21 protein-coding genes and 1 pseudogene are annotated in these 24,153 nt (G+C 45.7%); 5 read left to right on the forward strand and 17 right to left on the reverse strand.

Features of this window, described 5'->3' with window-relative positions; translation table 11 throughout:
• Positions 1–298: 298 nt before the first annotated feature.
• Both MHI55_RS23880 and MHI55_RS23885 read left to right on the forward strand, forming a co-directional pair.
• On the forward strand, positions 299–1,216 hold the full coding sequence (locus MHI55_RS23880; protein WP_340387258.1) for a YafY family protein: 918 nt from the start codon (positions 299–301) through the stop codon (positions 1,214–1,216).
• 73 nt (positions 1,217–1,289) lie between these two features.
• On the forward strand, positions 1,290–2,105 hold the full coding sequence (locus MHI55_RS23885; RefSeq protein WP_340387259.1) for a class I SAM-dependent methyltransferase: 816 nt from the start codon (positions 1,290–1,292) through the stop codon (positions 2,103–2,105).
• Between the two features lie 98 nt (positions 2,106–2,203).
• Here the strand turns inward: MHI55_RS23885 and MHI55_RS23890 are convergent, their stop codons facing one another.
• The 3 genes from MHI55_RS23890 to MHI55_RS23900 all read right to left on the reverse strand — a co-directional run bounded on the left by MHI55_RS23890 (position 2,204) and on the right by MHI55_RS23900 (position 5,279).
• On the reverse strand, positions 2,204–2,998 hold the full coding sequence (locus MHI55_RS23890) for a hypothetical protein (protein ID WP_340390642.1): 795 nt from the start codon (positions 2,996–2,998) through the stop codon (positions 2,204–2,206).
• 123 nt (positions 2,999–3,121) lie between these two features.
• Positions 3,122–3,538, reverse strand: a complete 417-nt coding sequence (locus tag MHI55_RS23895) for a hypothetical protein (RefSeq protein ID WP_192133287.1) — start codon at positions 3,536–3,538, stop codon at positions 3,122–3,124.
• Between the two features lie 460 nt (positions 3,539–3,998).
• Positions 3,999–5,279, reverse strand: coding sequence for an XRE family transcriptional regulator (locus MHI55_RS23900; RefSeq protein ID WP_340387261.1), 1,281 nt, complete (start codon positions 5,277–5,279; stop codon positions 3,999–4,001).
• A gap of 203 nt (positions 5,280–5,482) precedes the next feature.
• On the opposite strand from MHI55_RS23900, the gene fabV reads away from it, so the two are divergent.
• Positions 5,483–6,676 (forward strand): enoyl-ACP reductase FabV, encoded by a 1,194-nt coding sequence (fabV, locus tag MHI55_RS23905; protein WP_340387263.1) that lies wholly within the window; start codon positions 5,483–5,485, stop codon positions 6,674–6,676.
• A 130-nt stretch (positions 6,677–6,806) separates the two neighbouring features.
• On the opposite strand, the pseudogene MHI55_RS23910 reads toward fabV, so the two are convergent.
• The 3 genes and pseudogenes from MHI55_RS23910 to MHI55_RS23920 form a co-directional block, all read right to left on the reverse strand.
• Positions 6,807–8,054: pseudogene (locus MHI55_RS23910) on the reverse strand (crosslink repair DNA glycosylase YcaQ family protein).
• A 49-nt stretch (positions 8,055–8,103) separates the two neighbouring features.
• Positions 8,104–8,331, reverse strand: coding sequence for a hypothetical protein (locus MHI55_RS23915; protein WP_253502725.1), 228 nt, complete (start codon positions 8,329–8,331; stop codon positions 8,104–8,106).
• Between the two features lie 119 nt (positions 8,332–8,450).
• Positions 8,451–9,047: a restriction endonuclease gene (locus tag MHI55_RS23920; RefSeq protein ID WP_340387266.1), complete on the reverse strand. Its 597-nt coding sequence runs from the start codon at positions 9,045–9,047 to the stop codon at positions 8,451–8,453.
• A gap of 262 nt (positions 9,048–9,309) precedes the next feature.
• Between MHI55_RS23920 and MHI55_RS23925 the strand changes: the two genes are divergently transcribed.
• A complete protein-coding gene (locus tag MHI55_RS23925; protein ID WP_340387268.1) occupies positions 9,310–10,581 on the forward strand; it encodes a hypothetical protein in 1,272 nt (423 codons plus the stop codon).
• 80 nt (positions 10,582–10,661) lie between these two features.
• Here the strand turns inward: MHI55_RS23925 and msrA are convergent, their stop codons facing one another.
• The 6 genes from msrA to MHI55_RS23955 form a co-directional block, all read right to left on the reverse strand.
• Entirely contained in the window at positions 10,662–11,177 is a 516-nt protein-coding gene (gene msrA, locus MHI55_RS23930; protein ID WP_340387270.1) for a peptide-methionine (S)-S-oxide reductase MsrA, read from the reverse strand.
• A 178-nt stretch (positions 11,178–11,355) separates the two neighbouring features.
• Positions 11,356–11,613 (reverse strand): GlsB/YeaQ/YmgE family stress response membrane protein, encoded by a 258-nt coding sequence (locus MHI55_RS23935; protein ID WP_017686880.1) that lies wholly within the window; start codon positions 11,611–11,613, stop codon positions 11,356–11,358.
• A 309-nt stretch (positions 11,614–11,922) separates the two neighbouring features.
• Entirely contained in the window at positions 11,923–13,227 is a 1,305-nt protein-coding gene (locus tag MHI55_RS23940) for an AAA family ATPase (RefSeq protein WP_340387272.1), read from the reverse strand.
• Entirely contained in the window at positions 13,227–14,690 is a 1,464-nt protein-coding gene (locus tag MHI55_RS23945; RefSeq protein WP_340387274.1) for an RtcB family protein, read from the reverse strand. The genes MHI55_RS23940 and MHI55_RS23945 overlap by 1 nt, the downstream gene beginning before the upstream one ends.
• A 502-nt stretch (positions 14,691–15,192) precedes the next feature.
• On the reverse strand, positions 15,193–16,011 hold the full coding sequence (locus MHI55_RS23950) for a TerC family protein (RefSeq protein WP_036617064.1): 819 nt from the start codon (positions 16,009–16,011) through the stop codon (positions 15,193–15,195).
• Between the two features lie 277 nt (positions 16,012–16,288).
• Positions 16,289–16,600 carry a DUF3817 domain-containing protein gene (locus MHI55_RS23955; RefSeq protein ID WP_036617062.1) on the reverse strand — a complete coding sequence of 104 codons (312 nt, stop codon included), beginning with the start codon at positions 16,598–16,600 and terminating at the stop codon, positions 16,289–16,291.
• A 214-nt stretch (positions 16,601–16,814) separates the two neighbouring features.
• On the opposite strand from MHI55_RS23955, the gene MHI55_RS23960 reads away from it, so the two are divergent.
• Positions 16,815–17,918, forward strand: coding sequence for a glycosyltransferase family 4 protein (locus MHI55_RS23960; RefSeq protein ID WP_340387276.1), 1,104 nt, complete (start codon positions 16,815–16,817; stop codon positions 17,916–17,918).
• 20 nt (positions 17,919–17,938) lie between these two features.
• Here MHI55_RS23960 and MHI55_RS23965 read toward each other — a convergent pair whose 3' ends face one another.
• The 5 genes from MHI55_RS23965 to pulA form a co-directional block, all read right to left on the reverse strand.
• Complete coding sequence (locus tag MHI55_RS23965; RefSeq protein WP_076252914.1) at positions 17,939–18,301, reverse strand: HIRAN domain-containing protein; 363 nt, start codon at positions 18,299–18,301, stop codon at positions 17,939–17,941.
• 43 nt (positions 18,302–18,344) lie between these two features.
• Entirely contained in the window at positions 18,345–19,316 is a 972-nt protein-coding gene (locus MHI55_RS23970; RefSeq protein ID WP_310337527.1) for a WYL domain-containing protein, read from the reverse strand.
• 272 nt (positions 19,317–19,588) lie between these two features.
• On the reverse strand, positions 19,589–20,110 hold the full coding sequence (locus MHI55_RS23975; RefSeq protein ID WP_340387278.1) for a hypothetical protein: 522 nt from the start codon (positions 20,108–20,110) through the stop codon (positions 19,589–19,591).
• 167 nt (positions 20,111–20,277) lie between these two features.
• Positions 20,278–20,907 (reverse strand): 50S ribosomal protein L25, encoded by a 630-nt coding sequence (locus MHI55_RS23980; RefSeq protein ID WP_036617054.1) that lies wholly within the window; start codon positions 20,905–20,907, stop codon positions 20,278–20,280.
• A gap of 280 nt (positions 20,908–21,187) precedes the next feature.
• Positions 21,188–24,064 carry a type I pullulanase gene (gene pulA, locus MHI55_RS23985; protein ID WP_340387280.1) on the reverse strand — a complete coding sequence of 959 codons (2,877 nt, stop codon included), beginning with the start codon at positions 24,062–24,064 and terminating at the stop codon, positions 21,188–21,190.
• Positions 24,065–24,153 lie beyond the last annotated feature (89 nt).

The following is a 24,153-nucleotide window of genomic DNA, read 5'->3' on the forward strand; positions in this document are numbered from 1 at the left end:
TATAAAGTGCTTGATATTATGCGAGTAGCCGTTCCGGTCACGAATCGTTCTTCTGATCGCTGTTATCCTCGGATTTCTTTTATTCCCATTTCTAAATGGAAAAATCCCATGATAAATGCGAACACTTCGTTTCTTCAGAATCGATATCGTCCCCTTCACTACTCCCCAATAAATGAAGAACAAATTATAAATCTGAGTCAAAATGTCTTGGTAAGACTTTTACACCAGTGTACCACCCATACCCTGACACCTGTTGTCATGGTATAATCAGAGCATGGAAAATAACCGACTATTTCGAATGTTGCTTTTGTTATTGGAGAAAAAGAAAGCCACTGCACCAGAACTCGCCCGTATGTTCGAGATTTCTGTACGTACGGTGTACCGCGATATCGACCGGCTGAGCGCTGCGGGCATTCCCGTCTATACAACGACCGGCAAGCATGGCGGTATTCATCTTATGGACAACTATGTCATGGACAAGTCTCTGTTGTCTGAAGAAGACCAGAATGAAATTTTGATGGGACTATACAGCATCAGTGCGATCCCACATCTTAACAGTGCCCATATGCTACAACGGCTAACCGCCCTTTTTGATCACAAGCTGGATTGGATCGAATTCAATTTCTCACCATGGGGCAGCATCCCTCTGCAGGAGAGAGAACTGTTCAATCAGGTGAAACAAGCCATATTAACGAATCAACTGATTACGTTTCATTATGTTAATTCGGATGGTGAGAAGAGCATTCCGACCGTGGAGCCACAGAAACTTATTTTCAAAAACAGTACATGGTACTTCAAAGGCTACATTCATGATGATCCTGATCGGAAAGAATTCGAGACATTTAAGATGAAACGGATCACCCAGTTGACTTTTCTGGCGAGAAAACACGATCACTCTGTTACTGCCGGATCAAACGACCCTGAATCAGAAGCAGCTCCTGTCCTGACTCCTCTTACACTCTCGTTCTCCAGCAACATTGCATACCGAGTGTATGATTTTTTCGAACCCACCCTCATTAAAAAAGAGCCTGATGGCAGGCTCCGTGTTTCTCTCGAACTGAATGTAGGGGAATGGCTCTACTCCTTCCTGCTGTCGTTTGGTTCCGAGCTGACCGTAATCGAGCCTGTTCATGTTGGACAGGAATTGCTCAGACGTCATATCAAAGCCGTTGAACATTTGCAGAACGTCATGAACAAACTTCCCAACAATGAATGATATAATATAGGCCTATACAACTTTTGATCACAGCTGACTCTCCGTCATCCATCTGCCCGAAGGAGGTTTATCCATGCAAGACATTAGACGCAACAATGTGGAACGTTTCAAAGGTTTTGGTACGTTATACGATCAGAACCGACCAGCTGCTCCCACTGAAGTGGTGGATATTCTAACGACATATCTTGGCAGCACACCGCGTATGGTCGCAGATATTGGTTGTGGCACCGGCTTATCCTCCTGGATCTGGCTTAATGAAGCTGAACGTATCATCGGCTTTGAACCTAGCGATGACATGAGGTCTGTAGCAGAATCCAAGTGGGAATCTGCCGGGAAGCCGGATAACCTGCGGTTTGTGTCCGGCTTGTCTCACGACCTCGGACTACCAGATGGCAGCGTGGATGTGCTGACCTGCTCGCAATCGTTTCACTGGATGGAGCCGCAACCCACACTACGCGAGTTTGCACGTGTACTTCGTACAGGGGGCATATTTGCAGCCTACGATTGCGACTGGCCGCCAATGTTAGACTGGCAGTTAGAACAAGCCTATCTGCAGCTGAATAAGGAAGCAGATCAACGAGCAGCCAGTCTGGCTCCCCAGGATAGTCAGGCACACAAATGGAGCAAGGATGGGCATTTGCAGCAGATTCAGCAGTCCGGGCTGTTCCGATATGTTCGGGAAATCGTATTTCATCACCACGAGACATTCACAGCCGATCGATATGTCAATCTCGCCCTGAGCCAAGGCGGCCTGCAAACGGCGTTGAAGCTGGGAGCGGATGATCTACTAACAGTTGCTGACGAGTTCAGAGCGCTGGCTAATCGTGTATTTGACGGAGAATCCAGAAAAGTACTCTTTTCTTATCGCATGCGCCTTGGTATTGTTTGAAAACCGTCCGTTACTTGCATCTCCGTACATACCAAAATGAAAAAGGAGGTCCTACACGTCATAAACATGATCTGTAGGACCTCCTTTTGTCTACATCCTCAAGAAGAGAATAAGTCACTTAATTGTCGTTCCTGTACATTCAATGCCAACACCAATTTTGTTGGGTCTTGTCTTGAATAGATGACGTTAATGATATGACCTTGCTGCACCTGCGGCAGGGCAGATGACAAAATCTCTTTTTGCGTTGTCACATTGAAGGTTTCACCGTTCGTTTTCGTTATGCTGAGTTTGAGCTGAAGCTTGATCTTGTTACTGCCTCCACTTCCAAGTGGAGTGACATCAAGGATCTTGGCCATCGCTTTTTCCCCTGTTCTTGCAATATCCATCATTTCAGGTGATACCCCTTGCTGTACCATCTTTTCATCCAACAATTGCTGCATATCCTCCTGTGATAATTGCCCCTTCAGATCAAGTCCTACCTTGCGCTCATCCTTTACGGAGACCACTAACGGAATAAAACTGCCCGGCTGAAACTGTGCCATGGAGGTCAGCGGAATGACGGCTTTCATCTCGGTATCGTATTTCTCACGCCCCTTACGCGACACCGTCAGACCCAATCGAACCTCCGGCTGTTCATTAATATACGTCCCCGTCTGTTGTATAGTCTTAATGACCCCAACTGCTGGTAAACCTGTCTTCACTCGACCTATGCCAAAAATATTGCTCAAAATCGCAGGAACAAAGATCAGTGCAAACCCGGCAAAAATCGCCGGAGTATACCACCATGCCTGCATAATCATAAACGGATCATTCCACAGCTGCTGTGCCAGAAATGGGGAGAACCCCACCCCGAATACAGTTAATACGCCAATGAATCTCAGAAATCCCACCATATGATCCACCCTCTCTTAATCCTTCTCTTAATATCTCTATCAACACCTCGAATAATATATCTATAATTCGTTGTTATACGCATTATTCAAATAGAGTATCACTGTGCTATAACCAAGTACCTTCTAGATGGACATTAGCCCCATGTAGATCAACTCGGACGGATTTGCTGGATTTTGACCTAGTCCCACTCGATCACCTACTCGTGGAATCTGCATTTTGGACACCAGTGTCTCTAATGTTCGCTGATACTGGTTGCCATTCGTTTCTGTCACATCCAATACAAGCACAACAATCGGATCAAAGTTGATCAGTTTGCCTGTATCGGTGATTGTCACCACCGTAGCCGTAGCTGTTAAAGGCAGAGAACCACTTGCCGCCAACTGTGCCTGCTTTGCCGAATCCAGACTTTGGTTGATAGCATCCCGATGTTCCTTTGATACAAAACCTTTCATCATCATGCCAGTGAGTCCTTTATTCATCATTTTATCCGCTTTAGCAATCGCATCTTCCTGTTTGTTCTTTTTACCGAACCATCCCATATCAAGCACCTCATTTGTTTTATTTTTAATTATAGAAGTTGTTCAAAAAGTCCACTTTTGATTACGAATCATGCCTAGCGGCATCATCAGCATCGAATATGAAATTCAGCCGAAATGTCCGTTGCTCACGTAGGTCTCCTACGCTCCGCTACTCCATTTCTAGCTTCATTCCATCTTCTCGGTACTGAAAACCAGACTTTTTGAACACGTATTTATAATTAAATTATAAACACCGCGGCTTGTCCTTGAATACCCTTCTGGCGGCATACAAAAAAAACGAAAAATCCGGCAAATGAATTACGGGATAATCGTTTCTTTGGTAAAGAATGATGCTAATTCCGCAAAAAAAGATCTGCTAATCCGATCTTCATTTCACGATTGGCGGTCATATTTTGTGCCAAGTGCTTTGGCAATGCACAAAATCATGCCATAATCAGGCTATTGCAAGCCGATTCTCACTCTATTTTTTGCGTAACAGATAGACCAGCTTCCGATAATACATCGCCGCTTCTTTGTATTTCCGCTGATCCTCAGACACTACTGCCATCCCTTCATATAACGGTTCAAGCCGCATGACATGCTGCGCAGATTCGAAATAAGGCAGACACGCAAGTGCCCGCTCCATGAAAACTTCGCGATCTCCATGCGCAAGAGCCAGATGGCTCTGGTAAAAGGTTACGCTCATCTGCTGGTCCTGTGTTGTTGCACATTTCAAGAGTTGATCTACACTCTGCGCGAGCACGCCCCAGTTCTTCCGTGCCAGAGCTACTTCGCATCGATACACACTGACGAGCGGCTGCATTGCGAGCTGAGTTTCTTCCGTTTCCTGCTGCAATAGCGATTCAAATCGTTCAATCTCTGTCTGTGCCTGATCCAGTTCACCTGTCATTGTTAACATGACAATACGATTGTTGGCAATCGCCGTTACCAGATCTCCCTGGTTGCCAGCATACACGAGGTTTGCCTCCGCCATGGTTAATGCCGAGAGTGCCTCCTGAACCAGCCCCATTGCGAAGCAATAACCACTATATGCCACATATAACCCGGACAACCTGTGGAACATCCGCTGATCATAGACATGACGCATCGTAAGCTCAAATACCTGTTTTGCCTCTTCATACTGTTTGACCTGGATGTAGGCTTCCATCTTGATATTTTGCACAGACAACCAGAATTCACTGCCAGGAAGCGCCAGCTCACTGAGCCTGGTTGTATGAGTTAATACATCCACAAAAGCCATTTTGGAGCGATAATATTGTATTTTATAGAATAAAAGTGCCTTGACTAACGGGCGTGGCAGATCAATATCGTCTGGACGACCGTATTTCTCCAGGTAAAAATTGAGGTAGGACGTATGTATATACTCATGAGCCGTTGCATCGTTTAATTGCTGATAATAGACCGCCTTCATCAAGGCCGTTGTCAACTCTACGGTCAACGTGTCATCCCGATCTGCCAGTGCATGCACCGTATCTTCGGATATCGCCGACGCTGGAACAGACATTTGTTCGAAAATAACCTCTGCCCGTTCAATTGTTTCCTCGTCCTGATCCGCAACCTTTAGAATATAGGAAGGAGATACCCCAAGACGCCCGGCGATGGCTTCTGCCAAGTCCTCAGGTAGCGGATAACGATCCGCCAGGATATTGGCAAAGTGGGCCTGCGTGACCAGACCTTCCACAAGGTCTTTACGGGAGATCTGTTTTCTTTTGCTTAGCAGTTCAATGCGTTCCTTCAGCATGGTATCCCTGTCCTTTCTATCCTAACAAGCGAGTACATTCTATTCACATCATCGCAAAATTAGAGATATAACGCCACCCTTCAAGTGAAATCAAACGAAACGGTTTCCGTTTCCGAGGTAATTGTTTTACAATAAGAAAGTATGTGTAAGAGCATTTTATCGAAATGCTGAAACATGAGCTGAATATGAAAGGATGCAAATAAATGATTATTAAACCAAGAACACGTGGTTTTATTTGTACCACTTCCCATCCTGTAGGTTGCGCTGCGCAAGTGCAGGAACAGATTGATTATGTAAAATCCCAGCCTAAGCTGAAAGGACCGCGTAATGTACTCGTAATCGGTGCTTCCACCGGATACGGTCTGGCGTCACGTGTAGTTTCTGCTTTTGGAGCTGGAGCGAATACAGTCGGCATTTATCGTCCAAGCAGTTCCACAGAGAAACGTACAGCTTCTGCAGGATGGTACAACTCCGCTGCATTCGAAAAAGCCGCGGAGGAAGCAGGCCTGAAATCGTACAGCGTTACAGGTGATGCATTTGCAAACGAAACACGAGACAAAGCCGTTGAACTGATTCGCAGTGAACTCGGTCAAGTCGATCTGGTCGTATACAGCGTAGCATCGGCACGCCGTACCGATCCGAACACGGGTGAAGTATTTAACTCTGTGCTGAAGCCAATCGGACAATCCTACACGAACAAAACGGTGAACTTCCACACAGGCGAAATTAGCTCCGTTACCCTTGAACCGGCAAACGAAGAGGAAATTCGTCAGACGGTAACTGTTATGGGCGGAGATGATTGGGAACTATGGATGGATGCCCTGCAACAAGGCGGCGTGCTTGCCGACGATGCAACAACGATCGCTTTCTCCTACATCGGTCCTGAACTTACGCATGCCATTTATCGTGATGGTTCCATCGGTCAAGCCAAGAATCATCTGGAAGCGACTGCACACAAGCTGAATGATCGTTTGAGTGCAAAAGGTGGACGTGCGTACTTAACTGTAGCCAAGGCGTTGGTGACTCAATCCAGTTCTGCGATTCCAGTCGTGCCGCTGTACATCTCAGCATTGTACAAAGTCATGAAAGAAAAAGGCTTGCATGAAGGATGCATCGAGCAATTGCAACGTCTGTTCGCTGATCGCTTGTATACGGGGGGAGAAGTTCCAACCGATGCCGAAGGCCGTATTCGCATTGACGATTGGGAGATGCGAGCTGACGTTCAGGAAGAAGTGGCGAAGCTCTGGAATGAATTGACCACAGAGAACATCTACGATCTGTCCGATCTGGAAGGTTACCGTCGCGAATTCTTCCAGCTGTTTGGTTTTGAAACCGATGGTGTGGATTATGAAGCAGATGTTGATCCCAACGTTGAAATGCCTCATCTAGTGAACTAAAGAAGTTTGGATATTAAAATCAAATGAAGAAGGAGGGGCCCTCTGGCTCCTCCTTTTTTGTCCTTTTTAGATCCTCCACCCTTAACAATTACAATTTCCGTATCCATACATTCTTTCGTATATCCTCTAATCAAATTGATTTAAGCAGCTTTTTCAACTCTTTTGGTACCGTCTTCTCGATAGTAATGGAACGTGCTCCATGCATGGACGCAAAGAATTGAAGCCCCTCCCGAAAATCAGTAATCCATTCCTCCACAGGTGGAGCAGTCTCCTCCATTGATAACAAACGAACGGTAAGTACTCCCGTTTTGCGATCAAGTCGTGGGTCCATACGTCCAATCAACCGATCACCGTGAAGAATAGGCATGGCATAATAACCGTAGGTTCTTTTCACCTCTGGCGTATAAATCTCCCATTTATAATGAAAATCAAATAAATCAACAATACGTTCTCTTCTCCATAACAGGTTGTCCAGCGGCGGCAGGAAACGTACCGGGCCAGACGGATCATAGTGTGGCTCTTCGCTTTCCATGTGCAGCAGCAAATCCTCATCTTCAGCACGAATATAATAAGGCGTGGCCACGTCCTCCACCTTAAGCGGGATCATTCACCCATCTGACACACGTGCAGCAATATCGGCGCGTCGTTCAGCCGCTGTAGATTTCAGCCAACCCAGACGGGGATCACGGGCATCTACGACACGATACGCATGAATGTATTTATCCAGCAGAGCCTGTCTCTGGGCCAACACATCGATGTCATCTTTCATCGTAAGTCCCTGTTGCTGCAACTCAGATTCGGTAATATGAAAATAACGTTCATTCCCCTGCCTCGCCACCACACGAATCACAGCGGAGTCCAACAGTAGATTCAGAGCAAGTGTGGTATCCTTTGTCTTTGGCACATCAACACTGTCCCAATAACCACTTACCCTTTCAACAGCACGAAAAGCTCTTGAAGGTAAAGCTCCTTCTTCCTTCAAACGCTGCAATACATGCTGCACTGTTTTCTCCAGACCTTGCAAGGACGGAGCCAGACGCTCCCTTAATCGAGCACGCACAGGTTCAAAGAGAGCATAGTCTTCCATTGGAATGACACAGGCAGCATTTGCAAAATATTCAAACACCTTGTGATCACTCAGCAGTGTATTTAAGCTTTCAGCAGTATAACCAGGGTCACGAGCCCCCAGCACCAAATGCTGGTTTCCAGTTACAGCAGCCACAGGATCGATCTGCACGCAACCAAGGGAGCGAATCAAAGTCAAAACTTGATCAGGTCCCGAAGGTAAGGAAACTGCGGGCCAACGTCCCAGTAAAGCTTGCGTTTGCAGCAAAAAACGCCGAACGATTTTTTTATTCAAGTGCAGCGCTGTTGTCATATGTATAGGTTCTTCCCTTCATTTAGTGTACAAAATTCTATCGTCCTACTTATCCAGCAATCCGCGCCTCACAGACAAAATAAAAAGAAGCACCACCATCTTGGATGATCTGCTTCTTGTGTTTGACCTTTTGCAATTTTTCCTGCTTCGTAGGCATGAGCCGTACATGCTGGGATAACGCACCATAATCTCCGTTAACTCTTCGGCTCTGTTCCGAGCACCATTGACCTGACCGCTCTGCTTTGCGTAATGCTTTTTGTGTTTGTGTACGTGCCATAATGGATCACACACTCCTTTGGTTGATATACACTCAATATATCATGTGCAGCTACGCAAGTGAAGGTGCTTCCTACTGGAATGAGATGTACATCATTAAAAAGGCTTCCACCCAAGTACTTAGCGGGATTGCCGCTTTCGCCGAGACTGCCACGTCTCGATTGGTTCATGATCATCTTCTTCGATCAGTTCCAATGCTTCTTCCACTCTTCTGGCTTTGAATAACAGAATTAATTCCATCAGGTCTTCCCTGTCCAGCAGCTTCACTCCATTAACCGCTGCAAGCGTCCGACAGGCTTCGGTGTAACGGGCGGACGTTAATACAATCGACCGGTCGGCTTCATAATAACGCATCGATGTATATATCTCCTGCACAGCACTCAACCCTACGGGATGGTTCGCACCATATCGCTTCGCTTGTATCACACTTCGTCTGCCGAGTCTATCAACAAACACCAGATCTGCCCCAAAATCCCGGCTGCTTGTTGTCTTATGCACCTCATCGTACCCGAGCTCTTCGAATAAATGATAGAGATATAATTCAAATTCCGAACCATCCTTCATCTTGTCGATGTCCTTTATTGTGATCTTACGAGGATTCGCTTCACTTCTGATCCGCTGCCCGCGCCCGATAACCCTCCGAATAATCCAGGCCAGCAGCAACAATATAATGATACATCCAATGACCCATAGGGTCACATTATCACTCCAGTTCATAGCTATTCTCCTTGTTTCATTTCCTATGTTCTATCCAGCGTCTTAAGCTGATATGGCTTGTCACCGCACTAAATATATCAGACTTCTACCTTCATCGAAAGAAGATGAATTCCCTGTAACCGTTATACTTCCCCAAACATAGTTATTTCGACAAACCAATGATAAAAGGTTACAGTGCGTTCGGTTGAATTGAGCTTGACTTTAATGGTAAAATTCAACAATCGGTTCTATTTTGAACCGAAGAAGAAAGGTGGTTTATCACTTGCATACATTGACCAAACACAAGTCCAAAACATGGGCTGCCCTCATTCTCAGCGGCATGCTCCTCTTCACCATGAATACAACAGGTTACGCTGCTGCTTCAACCGAATCCATGCCCAAACCGGCGTGGACGTCATCTTCCCTGATGTTATCTGAGGCTAATACAGAGAAAGATGTCCTGATCAAGGGAATTCATGCCGTGCCATCCAAAAATCTTGTATATGTACATGCCTCCCAGCCCGTGACCAAAACAAGCAGCAAAACAACACTCGACTGGCAACTGGACTCTCTCCAAGCATTCGATGTTACAACTGGACAATTGAAGTGGAATACGATATTCCATGAGAAAAGTGGTCCTTATACCACCTACTCTGATTCGGTATATGCCAGCAACGGTACAGCTTATGTATATATGGAATATTCGGACAAAACCAAAAAATTGTACTCCTTCAATACATCCGGTAAAACCAACTGGGTCAAAACGGTGAATTCACCTGCAAGCATATCCCTATTGGATAACGATACGCTGATGGTTGCTTCAAGTCAGGGCGTGCAATCAAATGGTTCGGTTCGCTCCGCCATCTCGTTATATGACAAAAAGGGCAAGCTGATTACTGAAAAGACCATCAACGGTAACGTGCTTAAGGCTGACCATGGTCGAATTGTAGTGGATGCCAGTAAACAAACCAAGGTAGGCAACTTCTGGCAGCAAGCTGCTAATCCCAAAGTAGAGATCTATGATCGTACGTTGAATCGTCTGTCCTTCTATCAATTCCCTGCCAATGCAAATACATTAGGAGATGGAGGCGGTGAATCGCTGGCCATTCTCGACGATGGTTCCATCATTATGCGCGCCAATTTTGAGAACACCGGTAACCGACTGATGGGCTTTGGCACCGATGGTAAGCTTGCTTGGGGACGTGCCATTGCTGGTGATGCCTACATTCAGACGGCTGGCAACGGTTATACAGTCTTTACAGGGCAGAAGCTGGAACTGTACACGATGAAAGGCAAAGTGACTGAGCGTACATTCAAAGACGCACAGCCTGCACTTATGCGTGTTGACCAGACACAGGATGGTCAGTATCAGCTTGATTTTGCCAAAACAGGATACATTCTTGATCCACAGACGCTGGAAGACGTGCATATCTACACGACCAGTGCCTCGGTTCCTTCATTAGAAGGTGTTTCAACCTATGTGGATGATGTCATCTATTCCTTGAACGATGAGACATTGTCCAAATATGTACTGAAGTCCAATTCTGCAAAATAAATACTCGATCTAATAATAAGCCGGGAGAGTTCCATAAGGAGCTCTCCCGGCTTATTACATTGGCAAATTAGAATATCATCCTATTTCCAATTCTCGTCTATAAATTCGTCCCGTCCGGATAACGCACGGTCTTCCTTATAATGTTTTTCGTTTTTCTTGTGGTAATCCTGATGATAGTCTTCAGCCGGATAGAATATAGCTGCATCCCGAATTTCCGTAACAATCGGTTGAGTGAATCGTCCGCTGGCTGCCAGTTCCTGTTTGGACTGTTCTGCAAGCTCACGTTGACGTTCATTATGCACAAAGATCGCCGTACGATACTGTGTCCCCCGATCCTGGAACTGACCTCCGTCATCCGTCGGATCAATCTGCGGCCAGTACAGCTCCAGCAGTCGTTCATAAGGGAATACATCTGGATCAAATGTAATCTCAACCACTTCGACATGACCGGTCTCCCCGGTTTTGACCTGCTCATATGTTGGATTCTCGACGTGACCGCCAGCATAACCTGATATAATGCCATGAATGCCCGGTTGTTCTTCAAACGGTGTAACCATACACCAGAAACATCCGCCGGCGAATGTAGCTTTTTCCATTCCGTTCATCCCCTCTTATCGAAACTAGCTATAGAATACTGATGCTAAGTTACGCATACATTCTTATATTTTAAAACAACAAGAGGTTGATTGAAAGCCATGGTTATGGCTCTCAATCAACCTCTTCATTGGTAATGCATTTGGCTGACAACTAATTCAAGAAATTATCTTGATTAAGTTACCCGCGACTACGTCCCATCGAACGGAAGATCAAGCTTACGATGGCTACAAGAACGATCGCACCGATCAATGCAGGTACAATGTAGAATCCGCCCATCTCAGGACCCATATCGCCCAAGATTACTCCACCTAACCATCCACCGATAAAACCAGCAATGATGTTACCAATAACACCACCTGGAATGTCACGACCAACGATCAAACCTGCCAACCATCCAATGATACCACCGATAATTAATGACCATAACCAACCCATATCATTCACCTCTAATTAAAGTTTTTGTTGTTGTCTGTCTACTATTAACCGCTACAGAAGCATTTAAACAATTGGCATAAAAATTTTTGCATATTACCTTTTGTCCCCATGCATCTTTCTCTGCAAAACAAGCCTTAGTCAGGTATGGAAACAGATCGCGTTACTTTCCGGCATCTCACCAGCTCAGGGCTGCGTTATGTACCTCCCGAAAGTCATTGTATGTTAGAGCAGACAAGGTTAGTATCACCAATTGAGGTAGGATTATTTATAAAATTGCGTCATATTATAAGATTGATGGGTTAGGTCTGATCAATAAAAGCCTGCACGGCCCTTACCTGGCTGTGCCAGCCAAGTATGTTTATGGCTCTTGTCCAGCTCGCCACGCATCGACTGAATGACTTTCACAATGTCTGTCTGTCCATTCTGATGCCATTCCAGCGCAGCACTGACATATAACTCACCCAGCTGCGCAAGAGAGAACGTATCGGTCAGACGAGCTGCTTCTACTGCGCCTTCTTCACCCGCAAATACGGTGAAGCCTCGTTGGCGCAAGTATTGCAGGCGCAGCGCTTCATCTGGCAGCGGAATTTCGTAAGCTCGGTCAAACCGCCCAGCACGGTTCATGAGGCCAGGATCTATTTTCTCCGGATAATTCGTTGTCCCAATCAGGAAAATTCCTTCTTTTGACGTAGCTCCATCCAATGTATTCAGGAAAAAGGAACGGACTTCATCCGGCATCGAATCGATGTCCTCAATGATCAGTACCATCGGTGCCAACCGCTTGGCAGCCTCGAACACTTCACGCACCGATTCACTGTTGGTATACTCCGTAATCTGCCAATACGCAGCCGGGCCCGGGATACTTCCCGCAATGGATTTCACCAACGTGGTCTTACCATTCCCCGGATGCCCATACAATAAAATGCCACGTTTGTACGGGATATCATAATCTCTGTAAAAAGAACGATCCGCTTCGAAGAACTGATCCAGCGAGCGGAAAATATCCTGCTTGATCTGCGCCGAGAGAACAACATCCTCTCTTCCTACGGAGCGTGTGATGGATTCGACATGACGATCGCTGCCATTCCGGGCATCGGTGTAGACCGTTACTTTTTTCATATTTTGCTGACGTTCCCGTTCCCGGACACTTCCCAGAAATTGCTTCATCTCCTCATCACCGATGGCAAAGACAAAGTCTTCACTGTAGATCCCGTTCTCTCGAAAAAACGGAACCCGCACAAGTGCTACGCCCCATTTCGGATAAGCAAATACGTTATTGCGAATGGAGTAATGCACACCATAAGTGGGTACATCTCCATCATCGTCGTAATGCAACGTCTGAAGTTCCAGATCCTCGAATATGCGGGCTACCAGTTCCACTTCGTCACTGCCATTTTGCAGATCTTCCCGGAGTAACTCCCAGTATTCATTGTTCGGGTCAGAACTGGCATAGAGCTTGTACTCAACCCCATAGCGCTGATGGAGCGCCTCACTGATTCCACGAATCAGCCTTGAATAGATGGCGTACCCTTCCACTCGAATTCGAGTATCATGTTGTTCGTCATAGGTATAGATCGCCTGGGTTGGATCTGTTTGTTTTTCGTTTATTGTCATTATTTCGCTCCCTTTACCGCTACAAGCGGTTTGCATTTGGCTACAACTTGAGCCAGGCCTGCGCCGGTAACACTGTCTATAATTTCATCTACATTTTTATAAGCCTGAGGTGATTCATCAATAATGGATTCAAGTGAGCGTTGATTTACCACGATCTCATCTTCTGTACCCACACCCAGTGCCGTAGCAAAATCTTCCACGCTAATCAATCGTTTTGTTGCCGTCCGTGAACGGATCCGACCCGCACCGTGACATATTGAATAATAATTATCAGCACCCTGCGGCTGACCTACCATGATGTATGAAGCAGTTCCCATAGACCCCGGAATAAGTGCCGGATGTCCAGTTGACAGATAAGGCTTTGGATTGTCCGGGTGACCTGCCGGCAACGCACGTGTCGCACCTTTGCGATGCACAAAAACAGAACCTTGGTCTGCGTGAGATTCCTCCCAGGCATAGTTGTGCATCAGATCGTATAACGTACGAAATTCACATTTGGAGCCAAACACATCCCGGAATGCTTCGCGAATAGCATACGCAATCAGATGACGATTGACAACAGCGTAATTCAATGCAGAATACATCATGTTCACATAATGACGACCTTCCGCATGCTCCAGTGGAGCAAATACCAGTCTGGGATCGGATGTACCCAGGTTAAGCCGCTGCATGACTTTGGCAATCGCTGACGAACTCGTCTGACTTACATAACCACCCCATGCACGAGAGCCGGAATGAATCATGACCACGACCTGTCCATCATACAATCCCCAAGCTTCGGCGATTTCACGATTCTCTTCAGCGATCTCAATCGCCTGGATCTCGGCAAAATGATTCCCCCCACCCAGTGTTCCAAGCTGACGATGCGAACGATGCCATGTCATATCAGGAACGTGGTTTAACACATCCTCATCGTAACTGAACTTGCTACTTTCCACATGTGTCATCGCGGTTGATTTTTTCGGTGTATAGCTGTCCGGAATATACTTTTTGGGTAAACCATGCAGTCCTTTACGAACAATATGCTCCAGTCTGATATCCGAGTAATGACCTCGCTGGTTCGCCTCCATCGGCAACACCTTCTCAATGGCCTTGACGAGTTTGCGGCGAAGCTTGATGTCTTTCAATTCGTCCTTGTGCAAGTTTGTCATATGCACTCTCATGCCACAGCCGATGTCACTGCCCACGATGGAGGGAGAAACGTATCCGCTCTGTGCATGCCACACGGCTGTCGTTCCAATGCACGTACCTACACCGACGTGTACGTCTGGCGTGTAACTCATATAAGAGATTCCCGGAATCTGCAAATTATTGTTTGCCATCTCGAATACCTTGTAATCGAGCGAGGAGAAGAGTTGTTGCGCCGCATATACGGTTAGATCACCTGCAGGCAATTTCACTTCATGCCGGTAGGCACCTGTTAATTCGTTTGGATTGGTAAATAAATTAAATTCTGTATTCATAAAAGTGTATTATTCCTTCCTGTACGTTCAGCAAATTCGGTTTGCTGATTCATCTGTAAAATAAAACTAAAAAAAGCCATAGGCTAGTCGCCCATGACTTCTACTGAATGACAATAACGGAGAACAGAACAGCATAAACATGCTGTGTGTCTGTCATCCATCGCTATAATATAAGCGAAGAACGCATATCGATTATAAAACCTGCTAAACGATATGCCTATCCCCTATGTCGACCGTATGAGGCCAATGAAACGATGAGCCGGATATGCTATTGTGTCTACGTTGCGCCCTGTTTGAATCAAATCATAACCAAGCATCATGTCTCTCGGCCTCCCTTCGTTAATGTTAGTCTTATATTAAGGGGACTAGAATTCATGTGTCAACCCTTTTCTTGGAAATTGGTCCATGGTGTAGATTGCATATGTAAACAAAAACAGGAGATTGTCCTAGGACAATCTCCTGTTTCCCAAATAATAATGATGTTGTTAGCGTAACATGATTATTACAGTCCTGCTTGTTTTTCCAACTCTTCAACCGGATTTTCGTCTTCTTTTTCAGGAACTTTGGAAGACAGGAACCAACCACATACCGCAATGGTGATCAGTACAATATAGAATCCGAATTTCCAAATTTTATTTTCCGGGAAATGCTCATCCAGAACACCCAATGAAGGGTGTGCAAGTGTAATAACGGCCAGCTTAACCCCTACCCAACCTACGATGACAAAGGCTGCAACTTCAAGTCCTGGACGGGAATGAAGCAATTTTACAAAGTATGAGGCTGCGAAACGCATGATCACAAGCCCGATGAATCCACCGAGGAAGATAACGATAAACTGTCCACCGTCGAGTCCGCCAATTGGAGGCAATCCACTTGGTGGCAACGCCACAGCCAAAGCAACAGCAGCCAGAATGGAATCAACTGCAAATGCTATATCCGCTACTTCGACCTTGAAAACGGTCATCCAGAAACCGGATTGTTTTTTCGGTTTCTTCGGCGTTGAATCAGCTGCTTCATCTGTCTTATTGCGACTACCCAGTATCTTTTTAACGATATGGTTAATCGAAATATACAGGAGATACAGGGCACCGATCGCTTGTACTTGCCATACATCGACGAGGAAAGAAATCAGGAACAACGAACCTAAACGGAAAACAAATGCACCCATCAGACCGTAGAACAACGCTTTTTTGCGCTTATCTTCAGGCAAGTGTTTAACCATGATTGCGAGTACCAATGCATTATCTGCTGCGAGTAATCCTTCAAGGACCACTAAGACAGCAAGCACCCACCCATATTCTAATAATAATGAAACATCCAACATTGACTCCTCCTTAATATTCTTATGATGTACAAAAAAAAGGACCTTTACCATCACTGGTAAGGTCCTTTTATATCCACAAAAAGAGACCTTTACCGAGCATGAAAACTTGGTAAAGGTCTCGCTAACAACAAAATTGCTGCCAATAAAGCCGGGGATATGATCCCGAATTGACGACTTTACTGTAAAAGCTACTCCCCTTTAACAGGAATATGTAGTTTTAGTTGGAACGGGTTGTTTAACCTGTACTCATCATATTTCATAACGTTAAATAAAGTCAAGCTTTATTTAGTTGACGATACAGCTTACGGAATACGACAACATCATAGATCATATTCCCCAGTGGAATGAAAGAAACAAAGAACAGAGCAATTGGACGGCGCAGACGCCATTTCTGTGAGGTGTACATAGTCACCATAAATAACAAATACATTAAAAACAAAAAACCGTACAGATTCCCAAACCATGTGACAGCCTGCGGCATAACCCCGGCATCTCTCAACGGAAAAGCAACAAACAGTAACAACACGTACGAAATGCCCTGCAACCACAACATCAGCCGGAAGCGCCCCAGCGTAGAATGTAACATTATTTTCCTCCTGCTTTTATACATGTAACGAATTCAATTGTTTCCGTACAGTATATCACAAAAGCTGAATTTCTCGCTTCATTCCATGCAGCAGAATATTCCTGACGCTTATATGGGTGGTTCACCTACCATTTCGCAGGAGCCAAATGCTTTAACTTCTCATAAGATATATGACGAAGATTGTTACAGATGTCGGACAAGGAGGAGCCGGATCATGAAAATAGCTATGGTTGCACCCGAGAAATTGCCTTTACCCGGTAATGGTTCCGTGGAAATCTGTATCCTGGGCATCGCTCGTGAACTAGCCCATCGCCATCAGGTAACCATTATAAGTCGTCAAATGCAAGGTCTCGCCGCCACAGAACAGATCGACGGTATCACCATTCAACGTGTCCCTGCGTCGAGTCCTGTCATGTACACCAAAGCAGTCATACGTTTGTTATCCCAACAACCCTATGATGTAATTCAAGTGGATAACAGGCCACGAAGTATGGCTACCATCAAACGAGCCTTTCCACGCACTCCCGTTGTACTTTATCTTCACTCATTAACATTTGCTCAGCCCGGGCCTTCCAAACTCACATTAATGAAAAAAGCTGATTGGATTGCCGTCAACAGTCATTCCCTGCGACAAAGGTTAGGCCGCAGATTTCCGTTGGTAAAACACCGAATGAGTGTTGTTCCATTGGGTGCAGATCTAAGCCGCTTCAGACCTGTTGAATCCAGCGAAGAACAGATTCATCTGCGTACACAATTTGGAGTAACTAAACCATTCTCTATTCTGTATGTCGGCAGGCTGATCCCTGGAAAAGGTGTAGACGTATTAATTCGTGCGACTGCCCTCCTTCAGCAACAGGTACCTGTTCAACTGGTTGTTGCAGGCAAAGGACCTCCGTATTACATGCGTAAACTTCGCGAACTTGCCCAAAAACAAAAAGTCCATGTTTCCTTCCGTGGTCAGATAAACCATGAGCATATCGATCAGTTGTATCGGGCAGTCGATTGTCTGGTCTGTCCGTCTCAAGAACACGAAGCTTTTGGCCTGGTTAATGTTGAGGCGATGGCTTCAGGATTACCCGTCATTGCTTCGGATAACGGAGGTATTCGTGAGATTATTGAATCAGGTATCAATGGATACCTTGTCACTGCTTATAAGCGTCCCCAACGGTTCGCCTCTTACCTGTACAAACTTGCAAGCAATCCCACTTTTGCCGAGATGTTAGGGAAGACTGGCCGAGACAGCGCAAGGGCATATTTCAGTTGGGCAAGAACAGCCATGCATCTGGAAGCGACCTATACCAGGCTCATCCGTAAATGAGCCTTCTTTTGTTAGGATGATCAAGCTTTTTCACGAAATTGCCATCCCTTAATCAAAGAATCCATCTGTGGAACAGGAATGTGACTCATCTCGATTAACTCCATAATCACCATATCTCTCATCATGAATCGTACTTTGGCACACGTTAGTTGATGAAATACATCGTAGAATGCCGTCCCGGCCCAACATCCATGAGGTACGACCAGCGGATCATTAACGATATAACCTACGGCTCCAATCGGGGGAATAACAACCTTAATTGCTTGATAATCCAAACGATTATCTGGATCTTTGACGAGATACACGGTATCCCCCACATGTAAAGCCTGTACTCCATGGTAGTGATCCATTCCATACATAGCTGCGAATAATTTGGTGCTCATATTACCTGCTCCTTTTTCCTGTATTTCTCCATGATTAAAATTTTTACAAAGATACATCGGTTTCATAATGTTCCAACCACTCGACAAGTTGCCTGCGTATCTCTCTACGAAACTCACGAGGTTCAAGTACCTCTGCCTCGGGCCCAAATTGATACAACCATTTCAAAAATTCTCTGCTGCTATTCAGTGTCACTTCAAATAACAATCCCCCATCGGACATATTCGTCATTCGCGGGCGAACAAACATTTCTTCTTCTTTTATGTAGGGGGCCACTTTCTCAGAGAATCTTACCTTGAAATGGATATTTTCGTCGCCACGGTCAATAGACCATGTGTTCTTCATATACTGCGTTATGTTGAAATCACCCTTGTCGAAACCGGCATTTGTTCGTGTCACATCCAAAAAACGGCTGATCCGAAACAATCGAACTTTCTGCAGCAAATGGCAGTATCCAATCAAATAAAAACGTTGATCACGTGGAATGAGATAATAGGGATCGATATCCCGGACTGTGATCTCATTTCTTGTCAGCGTATGATATTGAGTACGAATGGTTTGCTGGCTTAGAATAGCTTCGATAATGGGAATCAGCAAATTAGGGTCTTTTCCTTCCTCGCGATAAGCTGGCGTGCCCATCCGAATAATTCCCGCAATATTCTCTACAATGTCACTGTTTCTTGATTTTAATTTGGTATGAGCCGACATGACCTTGTCAAACGCTGAATCAAACTCAGCAGGTAACTTGGAGGTATCAACTACGGACGGCAGCATGGAGAAGACCATCGCTTCCTGTTCAGTAAAATCTAATGGATACATCGCAAACTCACCAATAAATCGGTAACCCTTGCCGTATCCTTCATTCATAATCGGGGCGACCCTATCCAAAATCCGGAGATCACGATAAATCGTGCGTACAGTCGTACCGCATTTCAGCGCCAACTCCTTGGCCGAAATTCCAGGATTTGCTTGTATAGCCTGAAGTATACGCAGCAGACGAATTAATTTCTCTGTCATGTAGTTTCTCCCCTTCGATATTTTATCGGCAAGGAAAACTAGTTCCTTTAGTACAGAACTAAATCTTTAGTCCCAATATTATTTTCGCAATTTCACCATTTTTGTATAGTCCAATTGCACTCTTACCCCCTTTTAATATACATTCTCTTACTCGCTTGCGTAAAACATTAACCCAAAAGACCTTAAACCTAAGCCTGAAAGCCTATACAATTTTCTAAAAATAATACAAAAAAAGCCCTGATCTCCACAAAGAGACAAGGCTTTTCTCGGAATTACTGGTTATGCAACTGTAATAATTGATTCATCACATTTGCCATATGCTCACAGAGTTCAGCAATGTCCCCCATCTGGTCTTCATTCACACTGCGGTCAAAATAAACGTGAGCCGTGACGTTATACATGATTGGCTGTTCATCAAAGATATACTTGATGCTCTGGCACATCCTCTGCTCAGGCCAGCTCTTCTGTAATATCGAACGAATGGCTGGGCACTGCTTCTCAGGCTCCTTCACAACCATACTAAACCGTAGTTCCAAGCGGCAACCCGGATTCGCACCAGGCGTCTCCAGGATCTCCGCTGCAAGCTCCTCAAGGGAACTGCTTAATACAACTTCTCCTGTTACTTCCGGACGATCCCTGAGACAGAATTGTAATGTGAACTCTCTGGACATCACTGCCATCTCCAGCCGATCTTTACGCCCCGTAATCCGAATACGTTCGTCCAGGTTATCCATATCATAGAGATAATTCTCAAACCCGACTTTCAGATTGTCATACACCGTTGGATCAAACATTGAATTAAACCTACTTTCTAACCCTTTAACATGTATTGTAGTACATTCTCATTTTTCATGCGAACGATGTGCCTATTGAACTCTCTTGCTCGGAAAATAAAAAAAGCCCAGTCATTAGGACTGGGCTTTGGTTAAGCATGAGATCTGGCAAGATCCCGTAGCTTGGCTTATTCTTCTGTAGCTTTTTCTTCAGTTGCCGGTTCAGCTTCCTCAGCAGAGGCCGTTGGCTCTTCCTCAGCCGCTTGTGGCGGCATGACGGAAGCGATGATGGATTCAGGTGATGTTACGAGTGTCAAACCTTTATCGAGTTTGATATCTGCAGCAGTCAAGCGATCACCAATGTCCAATCCGCTCACATCAACTTCAATGGACGTTGGCAGATCCGCAGGCAAACCTTCTACTTCCAGCTGTGTCTCCTGTGTCTGGAATACACCGCCAGCTTTCGAGCCGGCCGCTGTACCTTGGAAGTCGATCGATACACTTACGCTGATCGGCTTGTTCTTGGAAATTTGCAAAAAGTCTACGTGCAGCAAACGTCCGTTACGCTCTTGCTGATCCTTGATCAGCACCGGAAGCGTTTTACCGCCCTCAACATTCAGATTGAACATTTCGGAGCGGCCTGTGCGTGCCACTTTCAGCATTTCTTTTTCATCTACATGTATTGAAGCACCTTCAAGTCCCGGGCCGTAAACGACTGCGGGAACTCGTCCGCCTTGTCTTAACAGGCGCAGTGCTGCACCTTTCTTTTCCGTTCTTGGCGTTGCTGTAAGTTGAGCCATTTTTCCGTTGGATTTCATGATTGAACATCCTCCTTCAAGGGATCACTACATTATATTTGTTGGAAAGCACTGAGGCTTATCTCATAGACCATGATGGTCTTTTTTCCTTTGGCCGAATCGTGGGCCATATCTATATTTACCCCAATGATAGAGGATCTCAAACACGAAACAGGACAATTAATTATTTTTTGGCGAGTTATGCGGCTTATAATCAGACCAAAAAAGCAGTCGGAATCTCTTCCAACTGCTGATTTAACAAGGTTTTGACGAACTACATTCAAAGTTATAAATAAAGAAACTATGCGCTATTACGATCCTCTGTTTTTTCGCTTTCACGAATGATCTGCATCTCGTCTGATCCGCTACGGACAATAATGTGTACATCCCCGTCTTCAGGTACAATGTCCACGTAACGGTCTCCGCACGTATCTTTAGCTTCCCATTCGTTCAATCGAATGATCAATCCCAGGTGATGCAGACCCGGAGCAACGCGGAAGCGGGCTTCGGCGGCATTTCCGACTTGTTCCAGCCGTACGGCTCCGTCCTCCATACCTGTGCCCCATACCCAGACATCCCAACCTTCATAATGCTGGTCTTCCCGTTCGTATCGAAGCGTGACGGTTCGCGAAATCTGTTTATGAATCGTTACGCCAAGCGTTGCCCGAATTCCTCCAGCCTCAGCAATAATATGGGTTACTCCAGGTGTCATCGCACGTACGATCCCTGCTGCACTCACCGCTGCAAGTTCTGGATGAGAAGAGCTCCAGCGTATATTGGAATCCTGAAGCGGCTGACCAAATTGATCCAGAACCAAGGCACGGAAGCGACTGATTCGAGTCATGTACATGACAGGTTCACCCACAATTTCAATTCGTTCAGCATGACGATAATCCACTTGTAACATACAGCTTGCCGTTATGTCCCCACAGTGGACTGTAATCGAAGCTTCCCCTCGTTCCAGTGCATGGATTGTTCCATCAGGCTGGATCTGAATAATATCCGGATCAGAAGAAGTCCAGGTAACTGGAGCTTTTTCCACCACATTGCCAATACTGTCCCGTACGATCGCTCGTAGTTGAGTGGTCTCCTTCGGACTATATACCTGGCGAGGAAAACTAATCTCCACTGTTGATGGTTCAGCGCCTCCAGCATGCTCTGTGTCATACAGTACCATTAAAGACCATCGTTCTACCTGAACAGTACCACGAACAGTCTCGATCACGTCTGTGCCTGCCTGATGATCATTGACCACAACATGCCAGTCCCCTTCCCCCAGGTCGACATGCTGCTCATGTTCCGTTCCGTTATAGATGACCATAATCTGATTCCAGGTGTCCTGATTCGCACCATTCTGAAGTATAAAGGCAACTACATTGCCATCCGCACGAATAACACGAAGGTGATTTCGTACCTGTTCAGCATCGATCATACGAAAAGCGGGATGTGTTCTCCGCAAATGAATAAGACCACGATAGTAATCAAACACTGGTCTGAACCGTGATTTGTTGGCCCATGTGATGGCGTTCACCGCATCCCCGCTCCGATAACTGTTATGATCACCGGCTTTGGATCTGAGCATCTCATCCCCTGAATGCAGAAACGGAATTCCCTGAGAAGTAAGCAGAATGCCGGAGGACAGTAACGAGCGACGAACCATCTCATGATTCAAAACATCATCTGCATCCACATACCGATAAGGATCTGCTGCTTTTACCGCGGACTCAGCACTCCCTCCACCCACGGGCTGTCCGTCCTTCCATACGGGAAATCCTAATTCATGTCTAAGGTTCATTGTTGTCGCAATTTTATCCCACAGATTGAGATTGTCATGAGCAGTTACATAATTGACAACTTCCACAGGTGAAGATGTGAAATCATCCAATGCTCCCGCTAATCCCCTAATAAGCTCATATTCCTGTCCTCCGGCACCCGTGACAAACCCTCTGCCACTGCCATCACTATCACCCTTGATTGCACTGCGAAAATGATCATTAAATACAGCAAACCCCTGACCTCGCTGGGTTCCTTTTAATGTTTTGCGGTCCAAAGGTGAATCTCCACCCATCCAGGGTTCCCCATAGATCAGAAACGCCGGATCGATCTGTTCCTTCAATTCGCGTGTCAATTCATTCATCGTTTCCGTATCAATCAGGGCCATGAGGTCAAATCGAAATCCGTCCACATGATATTCTTCTGCCCAATATCGGAGAGAATCCAGAATATATTTTCGCACCATTGGACGTTCTGTCGCCAATTCATTGCCTACACCAGAACCATTACTGAGGGTGCCATCCTCCCGATAACGGTAATAATAGCCTGGTACAATCCGTTCAAAAGGACCCTCTTCCACGCTATACGTGTGATTATAGACAACATCAAGTACAACGCGAATGCCTTGTCTGTGCAGCGATTGAACGAGTGATTTGAGCTCCCGAATTCGAACTGCAGGATCATGAGGGTCGGTAGCATACGAACCTTCGGGAACGTTATAATGCTGGGGATCATACCCCCAGTTGTATGGTGCTCTGACATTTGAACCCACTTCTGCCGTAGCAAGTTCATTCACCGTCTGATAATCCGCCACAGGCAGAAGATGTACATGAGTAACTCCCAGTTCGGCAAGATGGTCTACGCCAATACTATTGCCTGCTCTATCCGTCAGACCGGATGCCGTGAATGCCAGATATTTTCCCTTATACGGAATATCTGCATGTGGGTCTGAGGAGAAATCACGGACATGCAACTCATATAACACGGCATCAACAGGACGCAGAAAAGCAGGTTTGACATCCAGGTCCCAATCGACCGGATTGGTGGTCTCCGGATCTATAATAGCCGTTCGTTGCCCATTAGCCGTTACCGCTCTGGCATAAGGATCAACAGCCACTTCAATCTGCTGATTATCATGAATAATTCGGTACATATAATAATATCCTGCCCAATCGCCGCTGAGCTTCAGACTCCATATTCCGTCCGCATCACGTGTCATGAAATGTTCCTGCCCATTTTCATGATCTTGTACTTTACCACTATCGTTGTAATGCCCTTCATCGTCAAAAACCAATATATAAACCTGTTGTGCCGTAGGTGCCCACAATTTAAAAGTACTTGCAGCACGAGTATATGTTAAGCCAAGATCGTTGCCATCGTAACAAAAAGAAGTCCATTCCGGCATCGTTCCCACCGCCTTTATATCCATTGATTTCGTGTTGTCCCGATGTTACGGAGTGGGACGTTGTTTGTCAACCCGGGGTTGTCTGTACT

The organism is Paenibacillus sp. FSL E2-0151 (assembly GCF_037993015.1).
Classification (GTDB): Bacteria; Bacillota; Bacilli; order Paenibacillales; family Paenibacillaceae; genus Paenibacillus; species Paenibacillus amylolyticus.